The sequence below is a fragment of the Actinotignum urinale DSM 15805 genome, from assembly GCF_000420445.1.
Taxonomy (GTDB): Bacteria; Actinomycetota; Actinomycetes; order Actinomycetales; family Actinomycetaceae; genus Actinotignum; species Actinotignum urinale.
In genome coordinates, this window is record NZ_ATUY01000009.1 from 71298 (window position 1) to 89192 (window position 17895).

Below are 17895 nucleotides of genomic sequence, written 5' to 3' on the forward strand. Positions count from 1 at the left end.
CGATGATATGCCGCAGCTACCGCGTGTTTAATCTTCAAAGTGCCCTGTGTAATCTGTCCCTGCCCAGACGTGTGGTAACGTGGAGTCTGCGAAAGGGGTGGGGTGCGTTGACTTCGCATAACTTTTTAGCGGAGCAAGTGACTAGTCTGCTCGACCCAGATCATTTCCGATTCCTCAATGTATTTAATCCCCAGAAAGAAAGGGGCGAGGGATGAAAGATATAACCACCCAAAAAGAAAAACTGGCTCGCGCCCAGCTTTGCTTGCAAACTACTGCCTATGCCGATGCGCTGGGTATGCCAACACAAGACCTCACTCGGCAAGCCATTGAAGCTGAGTATGGGTTTGTGGATACTTTGGTGGCTGCGGGGCCAGCGCAAGAAATAGCGCATGGTGCCCCTGCGGGCATGGTTACTGATGATACCGAACAGACCTTTATACTGGCGAAAATTTTGATAGAACACGGCGCAGTACCACCGCTGGAATTCGCCCACGGGCTGTTGGAGTGGGAAAAAGATATGATTGCGCGCGGCTCTCTCGATCTGCTTGGCCCCTCTACTAAGCGGGCTATCTCCGCTTTAGAAGATGGCGTGCCCCCCAGCGAAACGGGAAAATACGGCACCACGAACGGCGCGGCAATGCGCATATCCCCGGTGGGGATAGCCTTCGATCTTGCCGATCGGCAACGGTTTATAGCGGCGGTTGTGCAGGCTTCGCAAGTCACCCACAATACTAATGTGGCATTGCAAGGGGCGATGCTGGTGGCTGGAGCAGTGAGCGCTGGAATCGCGGGTGCCTCTCGACAGGAGGCGTTGGAGATTGGGCTCGACTTAGCGCGAGAAGCTGCCACCTTTGGCAATCAGGTATGTGCTCCCGATATTTATTTACGTTCTCGGTGGGCTATCCAGCTCCTCAAAAAATGCACTTCGCGTGAGGAAATTTTAGATACGCTGTTCCACCAAATCTGCACTTCCTATGCTTCGCATGAGTCAATTCCGGCCGTAGCGGCTTTGTGCGCTCTAGACGTCAGCGCCAACGAAATACTCTTGTTGGCGGCAAACGCCGGCGGAGATACTGATACGGTGGGTGCAATGGCCGGAGCAATTCTCGGCGCTTGCGGCGACTCTGCCAAGATTCCGCCTGAATCATTAGAACTAGTCACTACTTTAAATTCATTACCGATAGTACAAACTGCAACAAATCTAGTATCGCTGCGAATTTCTAAGGAGAAATAATGTCTAATACGGAAACGCCCGCCGAAGGTTGGCGTTCATTACTCGAAGTTGAAGATCGGGGAATTGAACCAATTCCTGCCTCGGAACAGACCAGCGGACCAGCCGAACTATTTTGGATTTGGTTTGCTGGAAATATCTCCATTCTAGGTATCCCATTGGGAATCTGGGTAGTAGCTGGAGAGCTAAATTTCTGGCAGGCGCTAATCGCCGGAGCAGTGGGAGCGGTAGCCTCTTTCGCTATCGTGGGTATCGTATCAATCACCGGCCAGCGGGGCGGTGCACCCACTTTGACGCTTTCGCGTGCCGCCTTCGGCACTCGCGGTAACTATCTTCCCACCTTTGTAGCTATTCTTTCCCGCTGGGGTTGGGAGACGGTAAATACTGTGACGGCGGCCTTTGCGGCAATTTCTATCGGTACCGTCATTGTGGGTTCGGAGCTCACTCCGCATAGTCATCCGTGGATTGCAATTGTGGCAGTACTCCTATTCCTCGCGCTCACTTTGACGGTATCTGGAGTAGGACATCAGATGCTTGCTGTATTCCAAAAGTGGGCCACCTACATTTTCGGTGTGCTCACCCTAGTTGTAGTTGGCTTCATAGTGGCGAAAGTGGATTGGGGTATGGTGTTGAGCGCGGAAGCTGGCTCTTGGGGTACGGTACTAATGGGTATCAGCGTGGTCGCTTCTGCCACCGGTATTGCCTGGGCTAACTCGGGCGCAGATATTGGGCGCTACCAATCCAAGAAAGTTTCTCCGGCGACTTTGATTCTAACCTGTGCAGCCGGCGCTGGTATTCCGCTGATTATTATGATTGGCACTGGTTCACTGATTGCTATCACCAATCCGGAGTTTGACGCCGGTAACCCGCTGGCTTCGATTCCGGCTCTGCTGCCAGCCTGGATGTCAATCCCCTTCCTGATCTCTGCCTTTGCTGGGCTACTGCTTTCTAACAATATCTCGGTATACTCTTCCGGTTTAACCTTATTGACCTTGGGCTTGAAAGTTCGCCGCATCGTTGCCGTGGCTGCTGATTTAATGGTCAGCTTAGTTGGTTCGATGGTATTCTTGTTTTTCTTTGAAAGTTTCTACGATGCTTTCATCGGGTTCATCACCTTGTTGGCAATTCCGCTCACTGCCTGGTTGGGGGTGTTCTTGGTAGATATGATTAAGCGCACCACCTATCGTTCTGACGATTTATTGGATATTACTTCCCGCTCTGCCTACTGGTACAAAGGCGGCTTTGAAGTGCGCGTGCTGGCCTCGTGGCTGGTGGCTTTGGGTGCCGGCTATCTATTCAAATTCGCGCTTCCCGATTCCTTTATTACCCAGCAGGGGCTGGAGTGGCTGGTAGCCTTGCTGGTTTCTGGCTTGCTCTATCTAGCATTGGGTGGAGCTAAAGGCGCAGGTGTAAAAGAATGAGAATGATCAATACGGGCAGCGTGATCGTAGATCAGGTGATTCGGCTGCCGAAAATGCCAGAGCCGGGTGGGGACGTAATCGCCAACAGTACGGAGCTGGTGGCGGGTGGCGGTCTCAACTCCATGCTGGGAGCGGCTCGCTACGGCATGAAAGTAGTGTACTGCGGGCTAGTCGGTACGGGACCATTCGCCGATATTATTGGGCAGGCGCTGGAAAAGGACGGTATTTCCTCTATTTTTCCGCGCGTACCTGATGCTGATAACGGTTACTGTGTGGCATTCGTAGATGATTTTGCAGAACGCACCTTCGTAACTACACTCGGCGTAGAAGGCGATTTTGGCTACAAACACTTATCTGCAATCCAGCTAGAGCCGGGTGATTTGATCTATGTCTCTGGCTATAGCTTGGCCACGGAATCTAATGCGGTCGCCTTGGCCAAATGGCTAGCGGAGATTCCAGAAGATATTCCGGTGGTGGTAGATCCTTCGCCGTTGATTTCAGAATTGCCACGAGAGCTTTACGCGCCACTACTTGTGCGCGCCGATATTTGGTCTTGCAACGAGCGCGAAGCGGAAATTCTGGGAGAATCCGGTTCCGATGTCGCTAATGCAGCTGCAATTAAGAAATTGCTCAAGAAAGACGCTGCTGTGGTGGTGCGCGCCGGCAACAATCCCGCAGTGGTAATTACCGGAGCGGGGGAAGTGGTAGCGGTGCCGACCTTCCCGACCGTGGTGCGTGATACCAATGGCGCTGGCGATACCCACGTGGGGGTAATGATGGCGGCGCTCGGGGAGGGGCACGACTTGGTGGAGGCCGTTCGGCGCGGAAATGCGGCGGCGGCAATCATGATTTCCCGTCCGGGGCCGAATACTGCTCCGCAGAAGGAGGAAATTAACCTGGTGCTAGCCGGCGAGCCGATAGCGTAAATTAGCAAGCATACGCAGTGTGGATTTTCAAAATTCGGAAAATGTACTATCAGCGTGTCGCTAATTTTCTTACCAAAATGGTCGTAAAATGACGAATCTAATAATTTTAAGCAAATATTAGGCACATTTGGGTTAAGTACCGATCAGATCTCTCGGTTTCACCTGATCATGTCAAGTGGCATGACAGCCGTAAAGGAGTGCCCGATACCAATACTCTTGATGAAGCTATTAAACTATTCAACACTGTCACTCCATACAGTATTGTAGATACGCAGAAGTTTCCCGGGGGTAGATGGGTTTCTGATTGTAAACGCTAAAGAATTTGGCTGGGATTTAAATATAGGGGCGTTAGTATTTTCAAGGAAGGGAAAGCCTTTACCTACGGTACTGTAAACATTTTAGCGCCTGTAAGACTTTTTAGCGTCTGCGCACAGGTACGCGTCCGTGAGGCAAAACCAACCTCAGGCGCATCACCTCGGCGCCCCCCGCAGACGCATATGGTCTGAAGGGGGTAGTGATTCACGAACCCCTTGCAGTGACGTGTCAAGGTATCCTTTGTGTTGGTGTAGCCGAGCACGGTGGCCACGTCCTTGCCACAAAACAGCGTCTGGCCGTCGTTGGTGATGGTGCGGATGACTCCGAAGGCATCGTTGGTAAAGGTTTGGATGGTGTTGCCCATAACAAGACTTCTGTTCTGAGAGCCAAATAGACGAATGTGCACCGGTTGATGCGAGAAGCTCTCGATGGTAGGACGTAAACCTTCAAGGAGTTAACTCCCTAGGCGGGTTTGTGGTCACTGAGCTTTGGGGCTCTCGCACATACGCCCTCGAGCACCACCTAATCCGGACGGCTCATAGAAGAACTTGTCGGGTGCTCTGTGTGGAAAAACTATCAATCTCTCTTGCTTCGGTGTCATCAACCAGGTAGCCTTATAGACAACATGACCGGTTCCGCTGCCCGCTTCGGTGGGAGTCCAGGGCCGGTCTTCGCTTTAGACAAAGGTGAGCGCGTGGAACAGATGAAACTGTTCAAGACCTACAAGGAGCAGGTCGAATTGCTTGGCCAGCGTGGGATGCAAATTGATAACTCAGAGCACGCCGAGAAGTTGTTAGCGCAGCTAAATTACTACCGTTTATCCGGATATTGGTATCCGATGCGCCGTTTCTCCCAAGGCGACGGCATTGCTCGAGATGAATTCGTTGACGGAGCATCGTTTGATCTGGTGGTAGCCCTCTATGGGTTTGACGAACGATTGCGCCACAGCGTGTTCATCGAGCTTGATCGCGTGGAGCTGGCTATTCGAACCAAGCTCGGTCACGAACTAGGTCGCCTTGATCCGTTGATCTATTTGGATCCTCAACGTTTGAGCGCCCGGGCACGGCAGCGAAACAAAGACGGGCGTAGCGTGCATGAGGTGTGGATAGGAAAGTATCAATCGGCGCTGAAAGCGTCGAAGGAGGATTTCGTCGCCCATCATAATTCCAAATATGGAGGGACTTTGCCGATCTGGGCAGCCGTTGAAGTCATGGATTGGGGAATGTTGTCCTACCTGTATGGCATGTCTCCCAATATTGTGCGTAAACGGATTGCCGAGCCGTGTGGGCTCACTGGACCCCAGCTAGAGTCATGGCTGAAATCCTTAAATATCCTGCGTAACTACGCGGCTCACCACGCGAGAATGTTCAACCGCGTCTACGACATCAAGCCCAAACTGAACAACGATCCAAAGCTGACTCCGGTGGCTAACAGAATGAACCGCGTATTCGGTCAACTCTCGATGATCCAGTATTTACATCATCAACTGGGCTTGTCCCAAGCTGACCGATTAACACGGTTGTTCAACACCTATCCACACAATCCCATTGTTCCACTCTCTCGCACTGGAGCTCCCGAGAACTGGCAAGAACTAGCACTCTGGGTTCCCTAGTCCTTGCGGTAAAATTCGCATTCGTAGCCGTCAGCAGCGAGGGGCAGGCCGACAGCCCAACCAGGTAAAACGCACATGAGTTGGCATGCCTGGGTCACGGTGAAGCCCGAATCTGTGGGCTCGTCGATAACGATCTCATCATGGACATGCATCGCAATCCGATGCCCGACCTTAGCGACTGCGTGCATGCCCGTGACAACCAGATCACGAGCGATCGCATGCACGATATTCTCGACCAACTTCCCGCCGTAGGTTTCTAACTGCCCCCAGCGCCGCGCCGTGGTGGTTCCGGTGTAGGTGATGGAGGTGCCGCCCCACCTGTTCTCACCTAAACGCTGCTGCACATACGCTAATCTCCTGCCCGAGGGCAGTTCGATGAAGAGAATCCAGGACTCAACGCTAAAGCGCAGATTCCGTAGCCGGATCGGCTGGCGCGAGGTGATCGCAGCGATGGTTGCTTCTTCAACGTCTGCCCAGAGCTGGGCGATGTGCGGGTTAGCCCGGAATAATCGCTACCTCGGATCCCCTAGGTTCCATTAAAGGCAATGAAAAATCGCTTTGCCAGTAGCACTGATTGACAATCACGTGCGCATGTTTCCCGACGTAATTTGCGGCATCGTCAGGAAGGCTGAGCAGCGTTCTACCCGACTTATTAGTACGAACGCTGGTGTCACCGCTGTGGCGACAAGTAATATCTTGTGGCTGATCAAATTTCAGCACGTAATAAGTCTTCCCAAGGCCAGATCCCGCTTTCTCTTGCATGTAGTAACCCTGCTTCTCAGTCTCGCTCAGAACACCTTGTCTAAACTGCAGATCCAACAGCTCCACGGTATTCATCTGGAGCACCGTGCCGGAGACGACTGTTTTGCCGGCCGCCTTGGCATCCGAAACCCTACTGTCGGTTGGCTTTGGGCTCTCTTTTTGCCGGTCTTCTTGCTGCGGCTCGTCTTTAAATTGTGCCGCGAAGTCATCGATAGCTTCGTTGGTGGGCAGTTTTCCTTCAAGATAGGCATCCAGGAAATCAGCAGAAGAAACGTCTAAAAAGAATGGCGTGAGTGTTTTCCACTTGGGCGCTGAATAGATGAGTCCTTTCCAGATGGTTTCTTCTTTAAACTCGCTGCCGGACAGGAACAGTCTTGTAATAGTGGACTCGCCCGTGCCGCTAGAAAAATAGGTATGAATTAGGCCGTCTCCATTTAGGAAAGCGGTGAGGAAAAGCAGTGGCCCATCTCCGATCCCAGTGGGCAGCTGCCATGGGCTATTGACTTCAAATACCTTGTCCGCCTCTTCGTCAAAGAGAAACACCTTGTTTTCTTCGGAACTAGCGTCCAGCTGGCCACTAAGCAGCATCGCGGGAACGTCCAGCCCGTTGAGATAAACGAGCGAATACTTGAAAGGCCCTCGAACTGCGTCGTTATCAGAGAAATATTCTGCAGGGTTTTCAATAACCTCAGAATAGGCTTGTTGGACTTTAGCGCGAATTTTTTTCAGTTGGCCGTCGTTAAACGCTGCTATCTAGGTGTTAGACGGAAGTTCATTCTTGGAGTATTTAACTAATTTTTGGTCATCATCCAGTTGGCTGAATCTGAGCTGCTGCTCTTCGGTAGCCTTAGGGGTCTCTGAAATCTCACCGCTCCACTCAAGATCCTTCTGCAATTTGCCGTCGCCGAAAGTGATCAATTCTGTTGATGCAGATTTTTCTTCCGGTGACGACGCACGGTAGACCAGGGCCGAGCTGTCATCCTTAACCGATATCGCCCCTAGCTGCCTGCCGTCCTCGTCCCTACCAACTACTAGGCTTTCTCCTGGGTCGACGATCGAATTTGAGGTTACGTCAAAGGAATACACCTTCACCAGTTTGGTATTAACATTTTGCCGGGTGGGCGCCATCACTAGCAGCTTGGGAGCTTCTTCAGAGCCAAAATAAACCAATTCATAGCTGATTTTGCCCATGTCTGGATCAATCTCGCCACCGAAATCTATCTGATCGGGCTTTTCCAGAATCTTTTTGTATCCGTGATAAACGCGAGTCTGCACAGTCTCATTTCCCGAGCAAGCAGCCATGCTTATCGATAGCAGTATTGCAGTTATTAACGCGATCAGCTTGGTTCCACTTCGCATAACTAGAATTCCACTCGCTTTCGTGGGTAAAGGAAAACGCAGTTTTATATAGCAAAAGAATATAGTCACGCTAAGGCTCCTCCGTCCCAAAAAATAAGCTGTTAGCTCAACGACGTCTAGTCTCATCCAAGAACATTTCGAGTGCCGCCAAAGTCACCCTTGGTAGTCTTTCGGTATGAGTACAAAACATCCTTGGTTCGACGCCTCTAAATCACCGCGCGAACGGGCTGAGTTGCTGGTAGAAGCAATGACGCTAGAACAGAAGATCGCCCAACTTCATGGCGCGATGAAAACTATCAATATCTATGACTTGGTCAACCAGGGCGAGACGGCCGAAGAGATGGAGCAACTTGTCGCCCAGATTCGGTTGGAGCGCCATGTCAAGGGCATTGAGGAGCTGGGTATCCCACGGTTCCGCATCACCAACGGGCCCGTCGGCGTAGGCATGGGCGACGGCACCCCAAGCCCGCCCGCCACTGCCCTGCCAATGACCATCGGCGTTGCCGCGTCCTTCGATACCGAGCTCGCCTACAAGTACGGCGACGTGATCGGTGAGGAGACCGCAACTCTCGGCCAGCACGTGCTGGAGGGGCCAGCGGTTAACCTGCACCGCACCAGCATCGCGGGCCGCAACTTCGAGTACTTCTCCGAAGACCCCTACCTGTCAGGTGTGATGGGCATTGAGGTAACGAAGGCCATCCAGAGCCACGACATCATCGCGATGGTTAAGCACTACGTGCTCAACGATCAGGAGGACGAGCGTTTCCGCCACAACATTGAGGTTGACGAGAACGTATTCCGCGAGCTCTATCTGTTGCCGTTCGAGATGGTGGTTAAGGACAGCAAGGTCGCCTCCGTCATGAGCGCCTACAACCGCATCCGCGGCGTCTACGCCACCGAGTACTACTACTCGCTGACCACGATTTTGCGTGATGAGTGGGGCTTCGACGGCTACGTCCAGTCCGACTTCTGGTCGACCCGCTCTGCGGCACCCTCGCTTAATGCCGGCCTTGACCACGAGATGCCGGACGCCAAGTGGCTGAACGAAGAGAACATCAAGGCCGCGCTGCAGGACACCTCTCTTGAAGAGAAGACCATCGACCGCGCGCTGATCCGCCGCTACACGCAGATGTTCCGTTTCAACCAGTTCGGTAAGCCGTACAACCCAGGCGAGATCGACGCCAAGAAGAACGGCCAGATCTCCCGCGAGCTCGGCTCCCAGATGGCCGTGTTGCTGCGCAACGACGACGGTCTGCTTCCGGTCACCGAGCCGAAGGGCACCATCGCAATCATCGGTCAGCAGACGTTCGCAGGCCAGGCTTGCCAGGGCGGTGGCGGTTCGTCCAAGGTCGACCCGCTGTACACCGTAGACCCGGCTCCGGGCATGGAGGACGTGCTCAAGGAGATGGGCTCGGACGCCAAGGTCAACCTGGTTGTCGTTGCCAACGACCTGTCCAACCTGGACGAAGCCAAGGCGGTCGCCAAGGAAGCCGATCTGGTTGTTCTGATGGCTGGCCTGGTGGCCACCGAGGGCGCCGACATGAAGAACGCCAACATGTTCAACGACCAGAACAAGATGCTCGACGAGCTGCTTGGCCTCAACAACAAGACCGTCGTTGTGATGAAGGACTCCGCTCCCGTGCTCATGCCTTGGCAGGACAAGGCCCCGACTATTCTTGAGGTTTGGAACCAGGGCACCGAGGACGGCCACGTCGTCGCAGATCTTCTCTTCGGTCGCATCAACCCGTCCGGCAAGGTTCCGACCACCTACCCGGCTCGCGAAGAGGACACCATTTACTACAACCATCCGGAGCGCCACCCAGGCGTGGAAGAGGATGCCGGCTACCCGGTCATTCGCTACTCCGAGGGCTTGAATATGGGCTACCGCTGGTGGCAGTCGCAGGGCATCAAGCCGCTGTTCGCTTTCGGACACGGCCTGTCCTACACCACCTTCGAGCTCAGCGATGTTGCGGTAGACACGAAGAAGCTCACCGACGCCCCCGTCACCGTGACCGCCAAGGTGACCAACACCGGCGATCGCGCTGGCGCTGAGGTCGTCCAGGTCTACCTGGGCATCCCCGAGGACGGTCAGCCGCCGAAGCGTCTGGTTGGTTTCGCTAAGGTTGAGCTTGAGCCCGGCGAGAGCAAGACCGCGTCCATCGTCATTGACCCGGCCGCCACCAACCACCCGTTCGGTGTCTGGTGCAACGCCAAGCACGATTTCGTTATCCGCGATGGCGAATACAAGGTTTACGTGGGCACCTCGAGCGAGGACACTCCGTTCACCGAAACCATCACGCGCTAAGCTCGCGTTAATCGGAGGAGCACCTTCGGGTGCTCCTCCTTTTATGTTTCCGGGAGATCTGCTCCGCTTTTAATAACAACGCGGTTGTCTAGAATGACTGTTATGACTACCTCTCGTGATTCTTCGGTTTTGGTGTTGGTTAATCTGCAGAACGATTATCTTCCCGGCGGATCGCTCGGCACTAAGATGGGCAATGTTGCTACCTCCGCCGTCGCGGATTATGTGCGCGAGCATGGCAATGACTACGCCTACATCGTGGCCACCAAAGACTGGCACATCGACCCGGGCACGCACTTCTCGGATAACCCGGATTTCGTGGACTCCTGGCCCCCGCACTGCGTGAAGGGTACCACGGGCGCTGACTTCGGTTCCCAGATCGACGTATCTGCGGTTGACGAGGTCTTTTACAAGGGCGAATACGAGGCCGCCTATTCGGGCTTCGCACATCACCAAAAAAAGCGGGTCTTCGAACTGGTACCGTCCATCTGCGAACCCAGCTCATCTACAGCATTTTCTAGGTGTCCGGTGTCCTTAGCAACAGTTTTCGCGTCATCACCCGCACCGTCAGCCTCATCGGCAAACTTGGAAAGAGCAGAATTATTCTCTTTAAGCTCACCCTCAAGGCCAATCTTCAAACCAAAACTTGAGTCAGCCATGAGCGTTTACCTCTTAAAATAGTTATGAGATAATCAGTGAACGAACACGTAAAAGGGGAAAGGGCGAATATGGGAAAGAGTAATGCGCGAGTGCGTAACTGGTTGATGTTGATAGCTGTTGGGCTATTAATTGCAGCTATCTGTTTTGCTGTTTTCGGGTTCACGCACGTGATTTCGCCGGTCACCGCTATCGGAAATACTGCTGGTTTTCTGATAACTAGCCTGGTCGTAGGTTTTTTCGCGTTGCGTAAATGAACGATGCCCAAAAAGTAGTGTTCTTGCACGGGTTGGGTGAAACCTGTGATGTTTGGAACCCGGTAATAAAACAACTTCCACAAACCGAGTGCATAGCTCTAGACATTTTGAGAATGAAACAGTCGCTGGCTTGCTGGTCGCTTGAAGACGTATGTACCCAGATTGCTGACTCGCTGACCGAACCAGTTCACCTGGTCGGGCTATCGTTGGGTGCAGTGATTGCTTTAAATATCGCGATCACCCATCCAGATAAGGTGTCTTCACTGTTTGTTTCAGCTCCGCAAGCTAAACTCCCAAAAATGTTGATGAATCTGCAAAAGACACTAATGCGAGTTTTACCAACAAAATGGGTCTGTCCGCCACGTCTTAGCAAACCTGAGCTGCTGGGAGTGCTCGATAGTTTGAAAGATTTAGACCTCACTTCGCAGCTAGCAGCTTTATCGATGCCCGTAACTGTGGTTTGCGGTAGTAAAGATAAAGTAAATCTGCCTGCTGCCCGCAGAATCTCAAGCCTTATCCCCACGGCTCACCTAGAGGTTATCCAAGGGGCAGGGCACCAGTGGCACGTCGCCCATCCTCAGCTATTCGCCTGTTATCTCACTAAACATTTAGCCCGCTAAACCCCAGCAGGAATAATATCGTCAATAAACCAGATGCGTTTCGGCCTGGCTGGTATGGGTTTTGCTGTCATGGCTTTCCTGCTTTTCTAGTTGTTTGTCGGTTTAGTGTTGCTTGTAGTGGCAGGCTCATACACCTGGGTGTACCAGCCAGTAATGGTTTCTGGCTTGACGCCGACCGCTCCTTCGGTGACTTCGGCTTTCCACGGGTGTGCCACCATCCTCAGAAGTGCTGATAAGTACCCCGTTAGCGTCCATTCTCGCACCAGTTAAGGCAGCTGCCGCCTCTGCCCCCAGATCATCAACCCCAAGAGTGTGCGTTCCAGATTTGAATTCCTTGACAATCTCGGATGCCCCGTCATCGGCATACAGGATCGCTTCAGCGACCTCGACGGAGAGTTCAGCACTGATAGCTTTGGCCAGCGGTTTAGGGATGGCATAGGTTTCCTCACCGCTAGTGGGATCTTCGCTAATGCTCGCGTAGTAGAGCTTGTCTAAACCAATGGTTGCCATGGTGTTTCTCCTTTATAGGTTGTAAGAATGGTAGGTGGCGATGTCGATTGAATAATGGTGGTAGCCGGTATCGTCCTCGTATCCGATATAGTGCCTGCCTGTAATAACCAGGCGAGCGCTAATTAGAGCTTTCGTGATCTGGTCTCTTAGAGCTAAGTAGTTGGTTTTCGTGAACAGGCTGATTCGGGCTTGTTCTATTTCGACGCCTGGGGTGTTGTCGGCGAAGATCTCGAAAGAATCTGTTAACGGGGTGAAGACTAGATACGTGTCTGGGGCTGGGGAATCGGTGTAGCAGCTGACTGCATAGGCGAGCTCAAGTTGTTTAGCGATGTGGCTTAGGTTTTCTAAAAGCCCGCTCATGGTTTCACCTGCTGGATTCGCGCGGCGAGGGTTTGTTTCATTGCGGTGATTGCGGCTCGCTTGGTTTGTGAACGCGTGGGGGCTAGGAAGGGTCTAGCGGGCTGGTTGGAGCGTCCGTGTTCTAGAACGTTAGCGATTAGTGCGTTAGCTCTACCATCGTCTCGGTTTTCGGCGAAACCAACTTTGACGTTGTAGTCTCCGCGGCTATTGACTTTTACTGGCGCGGTTCCTAGCGCTTTGGCGAGCTGACCGGTAGAGCGGGAGGGCTGTTTTGTATTCGAACCGATTGCTGCAGAAAGGTTAGAGCGCATACGCGGCTCCACGATATTAGCCCCGGCTTTAAGTACTTGCTCAGCGGAGTTATCAATGAGGCTGCTGGCTGAGTCGAGTGCGTCAATGAAATCGTTGGGAAGCTTGATTTGTACTCTAGCCATCAGGGTGCTCCTTCTGCTTCGGTGCGGTGAGCCAAAATCTCGACATAGCGGCCGAGGTATTCGACAGCATCAATAACGTACCTGCCATGTGCGGAGCTGATTTGCATCGCCTCGGTTATTTTTATGCCGGGTATTGATCGGATCCTAAATAACAGGTCTGCTTTGGTGTAGGCGGCGCGGTTGACCCACGCACCACTTGCGTGCCGCACTTCCATATATGCGCGCACCGAAGCTATAACCTCGTCACCAGTCGTGGCGAACCCGGCAGCGTCCTTAACCACTACAGGTTGTATCAGGTCGATGTGCTCGCTCATTTTGCCTAGCGTTGCCACAAGGCGCGCCTTTCTTTAGATTTTCCAGTCCCGATCCAGACGAAGCAGGGTGTTGACTGCGTTCCACACGGCGCGGGCAGCAGCGGTTTTATCTGCCCAAAACCCGGCGGTTGCTCCATCCCTGGATTCGTAGAAATGGGTGGCGAGCATGATAATGCCTTGCCGGAATCAGGATCATAGTAGCGTTCAATCTGCATTTTCCCGTGACCATAAGTAAAACAGTGACCCTCTTTAAGCTTGAACACACCTTTAAAGAAAGTTTCATTAATCGCCGGGTACTGGAAAGTCATATACGGTTTTAACGCGTCCGGGTTTAGTTCTTTCACGAACTGTGGGTGAGGTAGCATCGCCTTAATTTCGGAAGCATAAAAGAAGATACCGTTCATTTGAGCGTAATAAAAAGGCTTGATCCCAAAGTGGTCTCGCGCCCCAAACAATTCCTGCTTCTGCTTATCCCAAATAACGAACGCGAACATTCCCCGCAGATGCTGCAGTATTCCCTTACCCCACTCTTCGTATCCGTGAAGGATAACCTCGGTGTCGCTCTTACTTTTAAACTGATGTCCCGTGGCTCACCCGTGCAGCTACGGGGCGAACTCCTCGGAGACGAGCGCGGCGACCTCTGCTGGCGTGCTGTGGTCTGTGTCGACGACGAGGTCGTACGAAGAGAGCTGATGGAGTTCTCGCGCTAGTTGCTCGTGGTCGCCGAGGTGCCAGGTCAAGGCGCGGTGCCGGCTCAGGGTGTACCGGCCGCGCAGTCGATGTTCTGCCACCTCCAACGACGCTGTGAGGGGCACAATCCGAAGGTGTGGAGCTCGAAGCACTGTTCGTAGCGCTCCATGTCCTCGGCTTTGGTGATGACTCCCGCGATGATCGGCGTCCGCGGACCAGTTTGGCGGTAGTTCTTTCATACCGCGCGAATGTTGTCAGCCTCTGTCAGGACGTTTTGAGGGTCCGTGGGGGCCGGAGGCCGGTGCCCAGCGGTGATATGGAGGGCGCAGCCATGGGGCGCGGTGCTCGGGTGTCATTTCGCGGTGCGCCGAGTTGGTTCAATCCGAGACCGGTGTGAGCCGTCTGCCGATGACGACCTGGTCGTTGGCAGACGGCACACGGAACCCACTCTCATGCCAATGAGCGGACTCGTCGGTCGGGCGTCGCCGAGTTGTACTGGCGGTCCAGCAGCTTCATCGGGGAGAGCGTCGCGGTCATGGGAGTAGGTATCTGGCATCCCACGGCTTCGGGGGCCGCAACCCGGGTCGGCACGCCGTGGAGCCGGGATCCGCCTCTCACTCCGCAGCAACGCTGCTGCGCATGTCCTCGATCTCGACTCCTGAGGTCTCCCGGACGAAACGACGCACCAGGAAGAACGCCACCAGGGCGCTGACCGCGTAGAACCCATACGCCACGGACAACGAGAGGGCTGCCAGCACCGGGAACGTGGCCGAGACCAGGAAGTTCGCGATCCAGTTGACGGCGGTGGCCACGCTCATCGCTGCGCCTCGGATCCGATTGGGGAACATCTCGCCCAGGAGCACCCACATCACCGATCCCCAGGTGGTGCCGAAGAAGGCGACGAAGAGCAGAGAGGCCACCAGAGCGATGATCCCCCAGGGCTCGGGCAGCACCACCGCGCCATCTGCGGTGACGGCCTGGGAGAACGCGATCGCCATGGCCCCGAGTGTTGCCGCCATTCCGAGTGCTCCGACGATGAGCAGTCGGCGCCGTCCGACCCTGTCGATGATCAGCAGGGAGAGGACGGTGGATCCGATATTGATGAGTGAGGTGATCGCCGTGACGCCCAGGGCGTTGGACTCGTCGAAGCCCACCGAGCGCCAGAGAGTCGTCGAGTAGTAGAAGATGACGTTGATGCCGACGAACTGCTGGGCAACCGCCACCAGGATCCCGACCCACACGATCGGTTGCAGCCCGAGCGCCGCACCTCGAAGGTCGCTGAGCCGCATCCGGCGGGTGTCGCCCAGCGACCTTCTGATCCTCTCGATGGTCTCGGGGATGTCATCGGCCGCTCCGACCCGGCGCAGGATTTGCGCAGCGTCCGCTTCTCGACCTATGGCGACCAGGAATCGCGGAGATTCGGGAACCCGCAGTGCGAACACCCCGTACACGAGGGCGGGCAGCGCCTCGGCGACAAACATCCATCGCCAGGCGGGGATCCCCAGCCAGAGGTTCTCGGCGGCACCGCCGGCGGTCCAGGCCATCGCCGCATTCACGAAGAGTGCTGCAGCGATGCCGACGACCCCCGCGAGGCCTTGCAAAGAGGAGAGTTTCCCACGCGACCGAGCCGGTGCCACTTCGGCGATGTAGGTGGGGGCGATGACGGATGCGTTCCCGACGCCGATGCCTCCGATGATCCTCCAGAGGATGAAGTCGATGGTCCCGAAAGCAGTCGCGCTACCGATCGCCGAGATGAGGAAGAGGATCGCGGCGACCACCATCAGTCGGGTACGCCCGAAGCGGTTCGCGAGAGAGCCTGCGAACCAGGCACCGACGACGCAGCCCAGCAGCGCGGAGGAGACGGCGAAACCCCTCATGCCGGTGCTCAGGCCGAAGTGGTCGGAGAGGGCATCGATGCCGCCGTTGATCACCGCGGTGTCGTAGCCGAAGAGAAAGAAGCCGAGAGCCGCCGTGCAGGCGATCGAGACGAGTCCGGGGCCTCCCGCGGTGGACGCGGGGGCCGGGCGAGGTGCAGAGGGTGATGTCATCATGAGGTCCTTACTTAGGTGGGTCAGGAGATCGCCGGCGTCGACGCGAGATCGGACCGCGAGCTGCGGAGGATCCGGGATTCCCACGGCTGCAGAGGCGACGTCGGCTCGGCCGAGGGAGAGGTGCCGAGGATCATGGTGTCCTCGGCACCTGGCGCGCTCTGCCCGAGGACCTCGGCGAGGTCCACGGTCGTGTCCGAGAGGTTCGCGACAACGAGCCACCGCTCGCCCTTGAGTTCACGCACGAAGGCCCAGCATGAAGGATGTCGAGCCGCCAGCAGGGTGAAGGTCCCCTCAGTGACGATGTCGTGCCGCTTACGCAGTGAGATCAGCGTCTTGACGTGCTCCATGACCGAACCGGGCACTCCCGCCTGGGCGGTGACGTTGACCGTGCGGTGATCGGGGTTTACCGGGAACCATGGGGTGCCGGTCGTGAAGCCGGCGGTGTCGGAGCTGTCCCACTGCATCGGGGTGCGGGCGTTGTCCCGTCCGTTCTGCTGCAGTCCCCGTAGGAGCTCATCGAGGTCACCGCCCTGGGCGGCGACAGTGGCCCAGGAGTTCCGTGCGTCCACATCGGCAAACTCGGCGAACGAGGTGAACGGATAATTTGCCATGCCGATCTCATCGCCCTGGTAGAGGTAGGGCGTCCCGCGGTGCAGGTGCAGGACTGTGGCGAGCGTCTTCGCGGAGTCCTCGCGGTGGATCGCCGACGTACTGCCCAGACGTGAGAGGATCCGCGCCTGATCGTGGTTGCCGAAGTAGAGACTGTTCCATCCGGACGGCGCGAGTCCTTCCTGCCATCGGGCAAGGATCTCCTTGAGCTCCGGGAGGTCGGCGGGCCGAGGGCAGTAACGGCCGATCCATCCCGGAGCGTGGTCGAAGTTCATGTGCTCGAAGGTGAAGATCATGTCGAGCAGAGGGCTGTCTCCACCGGTCACCGACTGTGCGACCTCGATCGTCGCCGCAGGCATCTCACCGACCGTGATCAGCGGGCGGCCGTTGCGCTCCTCGGCGTAGTCGAGCACCTCGCGTTTCATCTCGCGAAGATAGTCGAGAAGCCGGGGCCCGTTCGCGAACTCTGGCGTCCCGTCTCCGTAGATGCCGTTGGTGGCGGGGACATCCGAGAGCGGATAGCGCTTGGAGATCAGGTTGATCACGTCCATACGGAAGCCATCGACGCCACGGTCCACCCATCGACGGAGCATCGCGAACAGCGCCGCGCGGACCTCGGGGTTCTCCCAGTTCAAGTCGGGCTGCTGGCGCGCGAAGAGGTGGAGGTAGTACTCGTCGCTGGTCTCGTCGTAGGTCCAGGTCGGCTCGGCGAAGAAGCCGAGCCAGTTGGTCGGCTCGGCCCCGGATTCGCCCGGGCCGAATCCCGGTCGGCTGGGGCGCCAGATGTACCAATCCCGGTGTGGGCTGTCGGGGCCCTCAAGGGCCGAACGGAACCACGGGTGCTGGTCGGAGGTGTGGTTCAGGACCACGTCGATCATGATCTTCAGACCGAGGTCGTGGGCTTCGTGCACCAGCGCATCGAAGGAGGTGTCATCGCCGGCGATCGGATCGATCGCGTCGTAGTCGGCGATGTCGTACCCGTTGTCCCGCTGCGGGGAGCGGTAGAACGGCGTCACCCAGATGATGTCCGCCCCGAGGTCGCGGATGTGCGAGAGGCGCGAGCGCAGGCCGTCGAGATCGCCGAAACCGTCGCCGTCCGCATCGGCGAACGATCGCAGATAGACCTGGTACACAGTCGATCTCGACCTGAAGCGTACTGGGTTTTGTTCCGCTTCTTATACGGGGGTCAGTTGACTGACCCGGTGTTGATTATAGCTTGCGATAATCTCCTCTGGGGTAGCGTAGCCTAGGGATTCGTGGAGGCGGTGGTTGTTCCACCAGTACACCCAGTTCAGGGTTGCCCACTCGACCTCGCTACACGAGCGCCAGGCGCGAGAGTAGATCAACTCGGTCTTGTATAAACCATTTACGGTTTCTGCTAGGGCGTTATCGTAAGAATCACCAACAGTTCCGGTCGATGATTTGATACCGGCTGTTGCCAGGCGTTCACTGTATTTAATGCTTG

General features: G+C 55.6%; 20 protein-coding genes and 2 pseudogenes. 8 read left to right on the forward strand and 14 right to left on the reverse strand.

Features of this window, described 5'->3' with window-relative positions; genetic code table 11:
- Nucleotides 1-211: 211 nt before the first annotated feature.
- Genes G445_RS10240 through G445_RS0107045 form a run of 3 tightly spaced genes read left to right on the forward strand, consistent with a single transcriptional unit; the run spans nucleotide 212 to nucleotide 3578 of the window.
- Nucleotides 212-1234, forward strand: a complete 1023-nt coding sequence (locus G445_RS10240) for an ADP-ribosylglycohydrolase family protein (RefSeq protein ID WP_022866838.1) — start codon at nucleotides 212-214, stop codon at nucleotides 1232-1234.
- Complete coding sequence (locus G445_RS0107040) at nucleotides 1234-2652, forward strand: purine-cytosine permease family protein (protein ID WP_022866839.1); 1419 nt, start codon at nucleotides 1234-1236, stop codon at nucleotides 2650-2652. Before G445_RS10240 ends, G445_RS0107040 begins: the two co-directional genes overlap by 1 nt.
- Nucleotides 2649-3578, forward strand: a complete 930-nt coding sequence (locus tag G445_RS0107045; RefSeq protein ID WP_026421030.1) for a PfkB family carbohydrate kinase — start codon at nucleotides 2649-2651, stop codon at nucleotides 3576-3578. The genes G445_RS0107040 and G445_RS0107045 overlap by 4 nt, the downstream gene beginning before the upstream one ends.
- Before the next feature lie 379 nt (nucleotides 3579-3957).
- On the opposite strand, the gene G445_RS11240 is transcribed toward G445_RS0107045, so the two are convergent.
- Nucleotides 3958-4164, reverse strand: coding sequence for a hypothetical protein (locus tag G445_RS11240; RefSeq protein ID WP_306718329.1), 207 nt, complete (start codon nucleotides 4162-4164; stop codon nucleotides 3958-3960).
- On the opposite strand from G445_RS11240, the gene G445_RS11980 reads away from it, so the two are divergent.
- The gene (locus G445_RS11980) at nucleotides 4093-4287 is read left to right on the forward strand and encodes a hypothetical protein (protein WP_022866840.1); all 195 of its coding nucleotides are present in this window, start codon (nucleotides 4093-4095) and stop codon (nucleotides 4285-4287) included. The two genes, G445_RS11240 and G445_RS11980, sit on opposite strands and share 72 nt — an antisense overlap.
- A 300-nt stretch (nucleotides 4288-4587) precedes the next feature.
- Nucleotides 4588-5505, forward strand: coding sequence for an Abi family protein (locus G445_RS0107055; protein WP_040430879.1), 918 nt, complete (start codon nucleotides 4588-4590; stop codon nucleotides 5503-5505).
- On the opposite strand, the gene G445_RS10250 is transcribed toward G445_RS0107055, so the two are convergent.
- From G445_RS10250 to G445_RS0107070, 3 genes are all read right to left on the reverse strand, one after another.
- Nucleotides 5502-5849, reverse strand: a complete 348-nt coding sequence (locus G445_RS10250; RefSeq protein ID WP_022866842.1) for a DNA polymerase family A protein — start codon at nucleotides 5847-5849, stop codon at nucleotides 5502-5504. The two genes, G445_RS0107055 and G445_RS10250, sit on opposite strands and share 4 nt — an antisense overlap.
- 151 nt (nucleotides 5850-6000) lie before the next feature.
- Nucleotides 6001-6855, reverse strand: a complete 855-nt coding sequence (locus G445_RS0107065; protein WP_022866843.1) for a hypothetical protein — start codon at nucleotides 6853-6855, stop codon at nucleotides 6001-6003.
- A 165-nt stretch (nucleotides 6856-7020) separates the two neighbouring features.
- Complete coding sequence (locus G445_RS0107070) at nucleotides 7021-7542, reverse strand: hypothetical protein (protein ID WP_146002354.1); 522 nt, start codon at nucleotides 7540-7542, stop codon at nucleotides 7021-7023.
- Between the two features lie 259 nt (nucleotides 7543-7801).
- Between G445_RS0107070 and G445_RS0107075 the strand changes: the two genes are divergently transcribed.
- From G445_RS0107075 to G445_RS0107095, 3 genes are all read left to right on the forward strand, one after another.
- Nucleotides 7802-9931, forward strand: coding sequence for a beta-glucosidase family protein (locus G445_RS0107075; protein WP_022866845.1), 2130 nt, complete (start codon nucleotides 7802-7804; stop codon nucleotides 9929-9931).
- A 102-nt stretch (nucleotides 9932-10033) separates the two neighbouring features.
- Complete coding sequence (locus G445_RS11545; RefSeq protein ID WP_169511073.1) at nucleotides 10034-10609, forward strand: cysteine hydrolase family protein; 576 nt, start codon at nucleotides 10034-10036, stop codon at nucleotides 10607-10609.
- 229 nt (nucleotides 10610-10838) lie between these two features.
- Nucleotides 10839-11462 (forward strand): alpha/beta fold hydrolase, encoded by a 624-nt coding sequence (locus tag G445_RS0107095; protein WP_022866849.1) that lies wholly within the window; start codon nucleotides 10839-10841, stop codon nucleotides 11460-11462.
- A 126-nt stretch (nucleotides 11463-11588) separates the two neighbouring features.
- On the opposite strand, the gene G445_RS10255 is transcribed toward G445_RS0107095, so the two are convergent.
- The 10 genes and pseudogenes from G445_RS10255 to G445_RS11250 all read right to left on the reverse strand — a co-directional run.
- Complete coding sequence (locus tag G445_RS10255) at nucleotides 11589-11972, reverse strand: major tail protein (protein ID WP_453982992.1); 384 nt, start codon at nucleotides 11970-11972, stop codon at nucleotides 11589-11591.
- A gap of 12 nt (nucleotides 11973-11984) precedes the next feature.
- Nucleotides 11985-12332: a hypothetical protein gene (locus tag G445_RS0107105; protein WP_022866850.1), complete on the reverse strand. Its 348-nt coding sequence runs from the start codon at nucleotides 12330-12332 to the stop codon at nucleotides 11985-11987.
- Nucleotides 12329-12766, reverse strand: a complete 438-nt coding sequence (locus G445_RS0107110; RefSeq protein ID WP_022866851.1) for an HK97-gp10 family putative phage morphogenesis protein — start codon at nucleotides 12764-12766, stop codon at nucleotides 12329-12331. The genes G445_RS0107105 and G445_RS0107110 overlap by 4 nt, the downstream gene beginning before the upstream one ends.
- Complete coding sequence (locus G445_RS0107115) at nucleotides 12766-13098, reverse strand: phage head completion protein (RefSeq protein ID WP_022866852.1); 333 nt, start codon at nucleotides 13096-13098, stop codon at nucleotides 12766-12768. The genes G445_RS0107110 and G445_RS0107115 overlap by 1 nt, the downstream gene beginning before the upstream one ends.
- Nucleotides 13099-13113: 15 nt before the next feature.
- Nucleotides 13114-13263 (reverse strand): annotated as a pseudogene (locus G445_RS11985) (head-tail connector protein); the annotation flags it as partial.
- 188 nt (nucleotides 13264-13451) lie between these two features.
- Nucleotides 13452-13655: pseudogene (locus tag G445_RS11805) on the reverse strand (lasso peptide isopeptide bond-forming cyclase); the annotation flags it as partial.
- A gap of 27 nt (nucleotides 13656-13682) precedes the next feature.
- Complete coding sequence (locus G445_RS12085) at nucleotides 13683-14009, reverse strand: phosphotransferase-like protein (protein ID WP_084676521.1); 327 nt, start codon at nucleotides 14007-14009, stop codon at nucleotides 13683-13685.
- A gap of 375 nt (nucleotides 14010-14384) precedes the next feature.
- Nucleotides 14385-15821, reverse strand: coding sequence for a sugar porter family MFS transporter (locus G445_RS10260; protein ID WP_022866855.1), 1437 nt, complete (start codon nucleotides 15819-15821; stop codon nucleotides 14385-14387).
- A 20-nt stretch (nucleotides 15822-15841) separates the two neighbouring features.
- Nucleotides 15842-17563: a glycoside hydrolase family 13 protein gene (locus G445_RS10265; RefSeq protein WP_022866856.1), complete on the reverse strand. Its 1722-nt coding sequence runs from the start codon at nucleotides 17561-17563 to the stop codon at nucleotides 15842-15844.
- Nucleotides 17564-17605: 42 nt separating this feature from the next.
- Nucleotides 17606-17895 (reverse strand): IS3 family transposase (locus tag G445_RS11250; protein ID WP_022866857.1); only part of this gene is annotated, 290 nt, incomplete at its 5' end.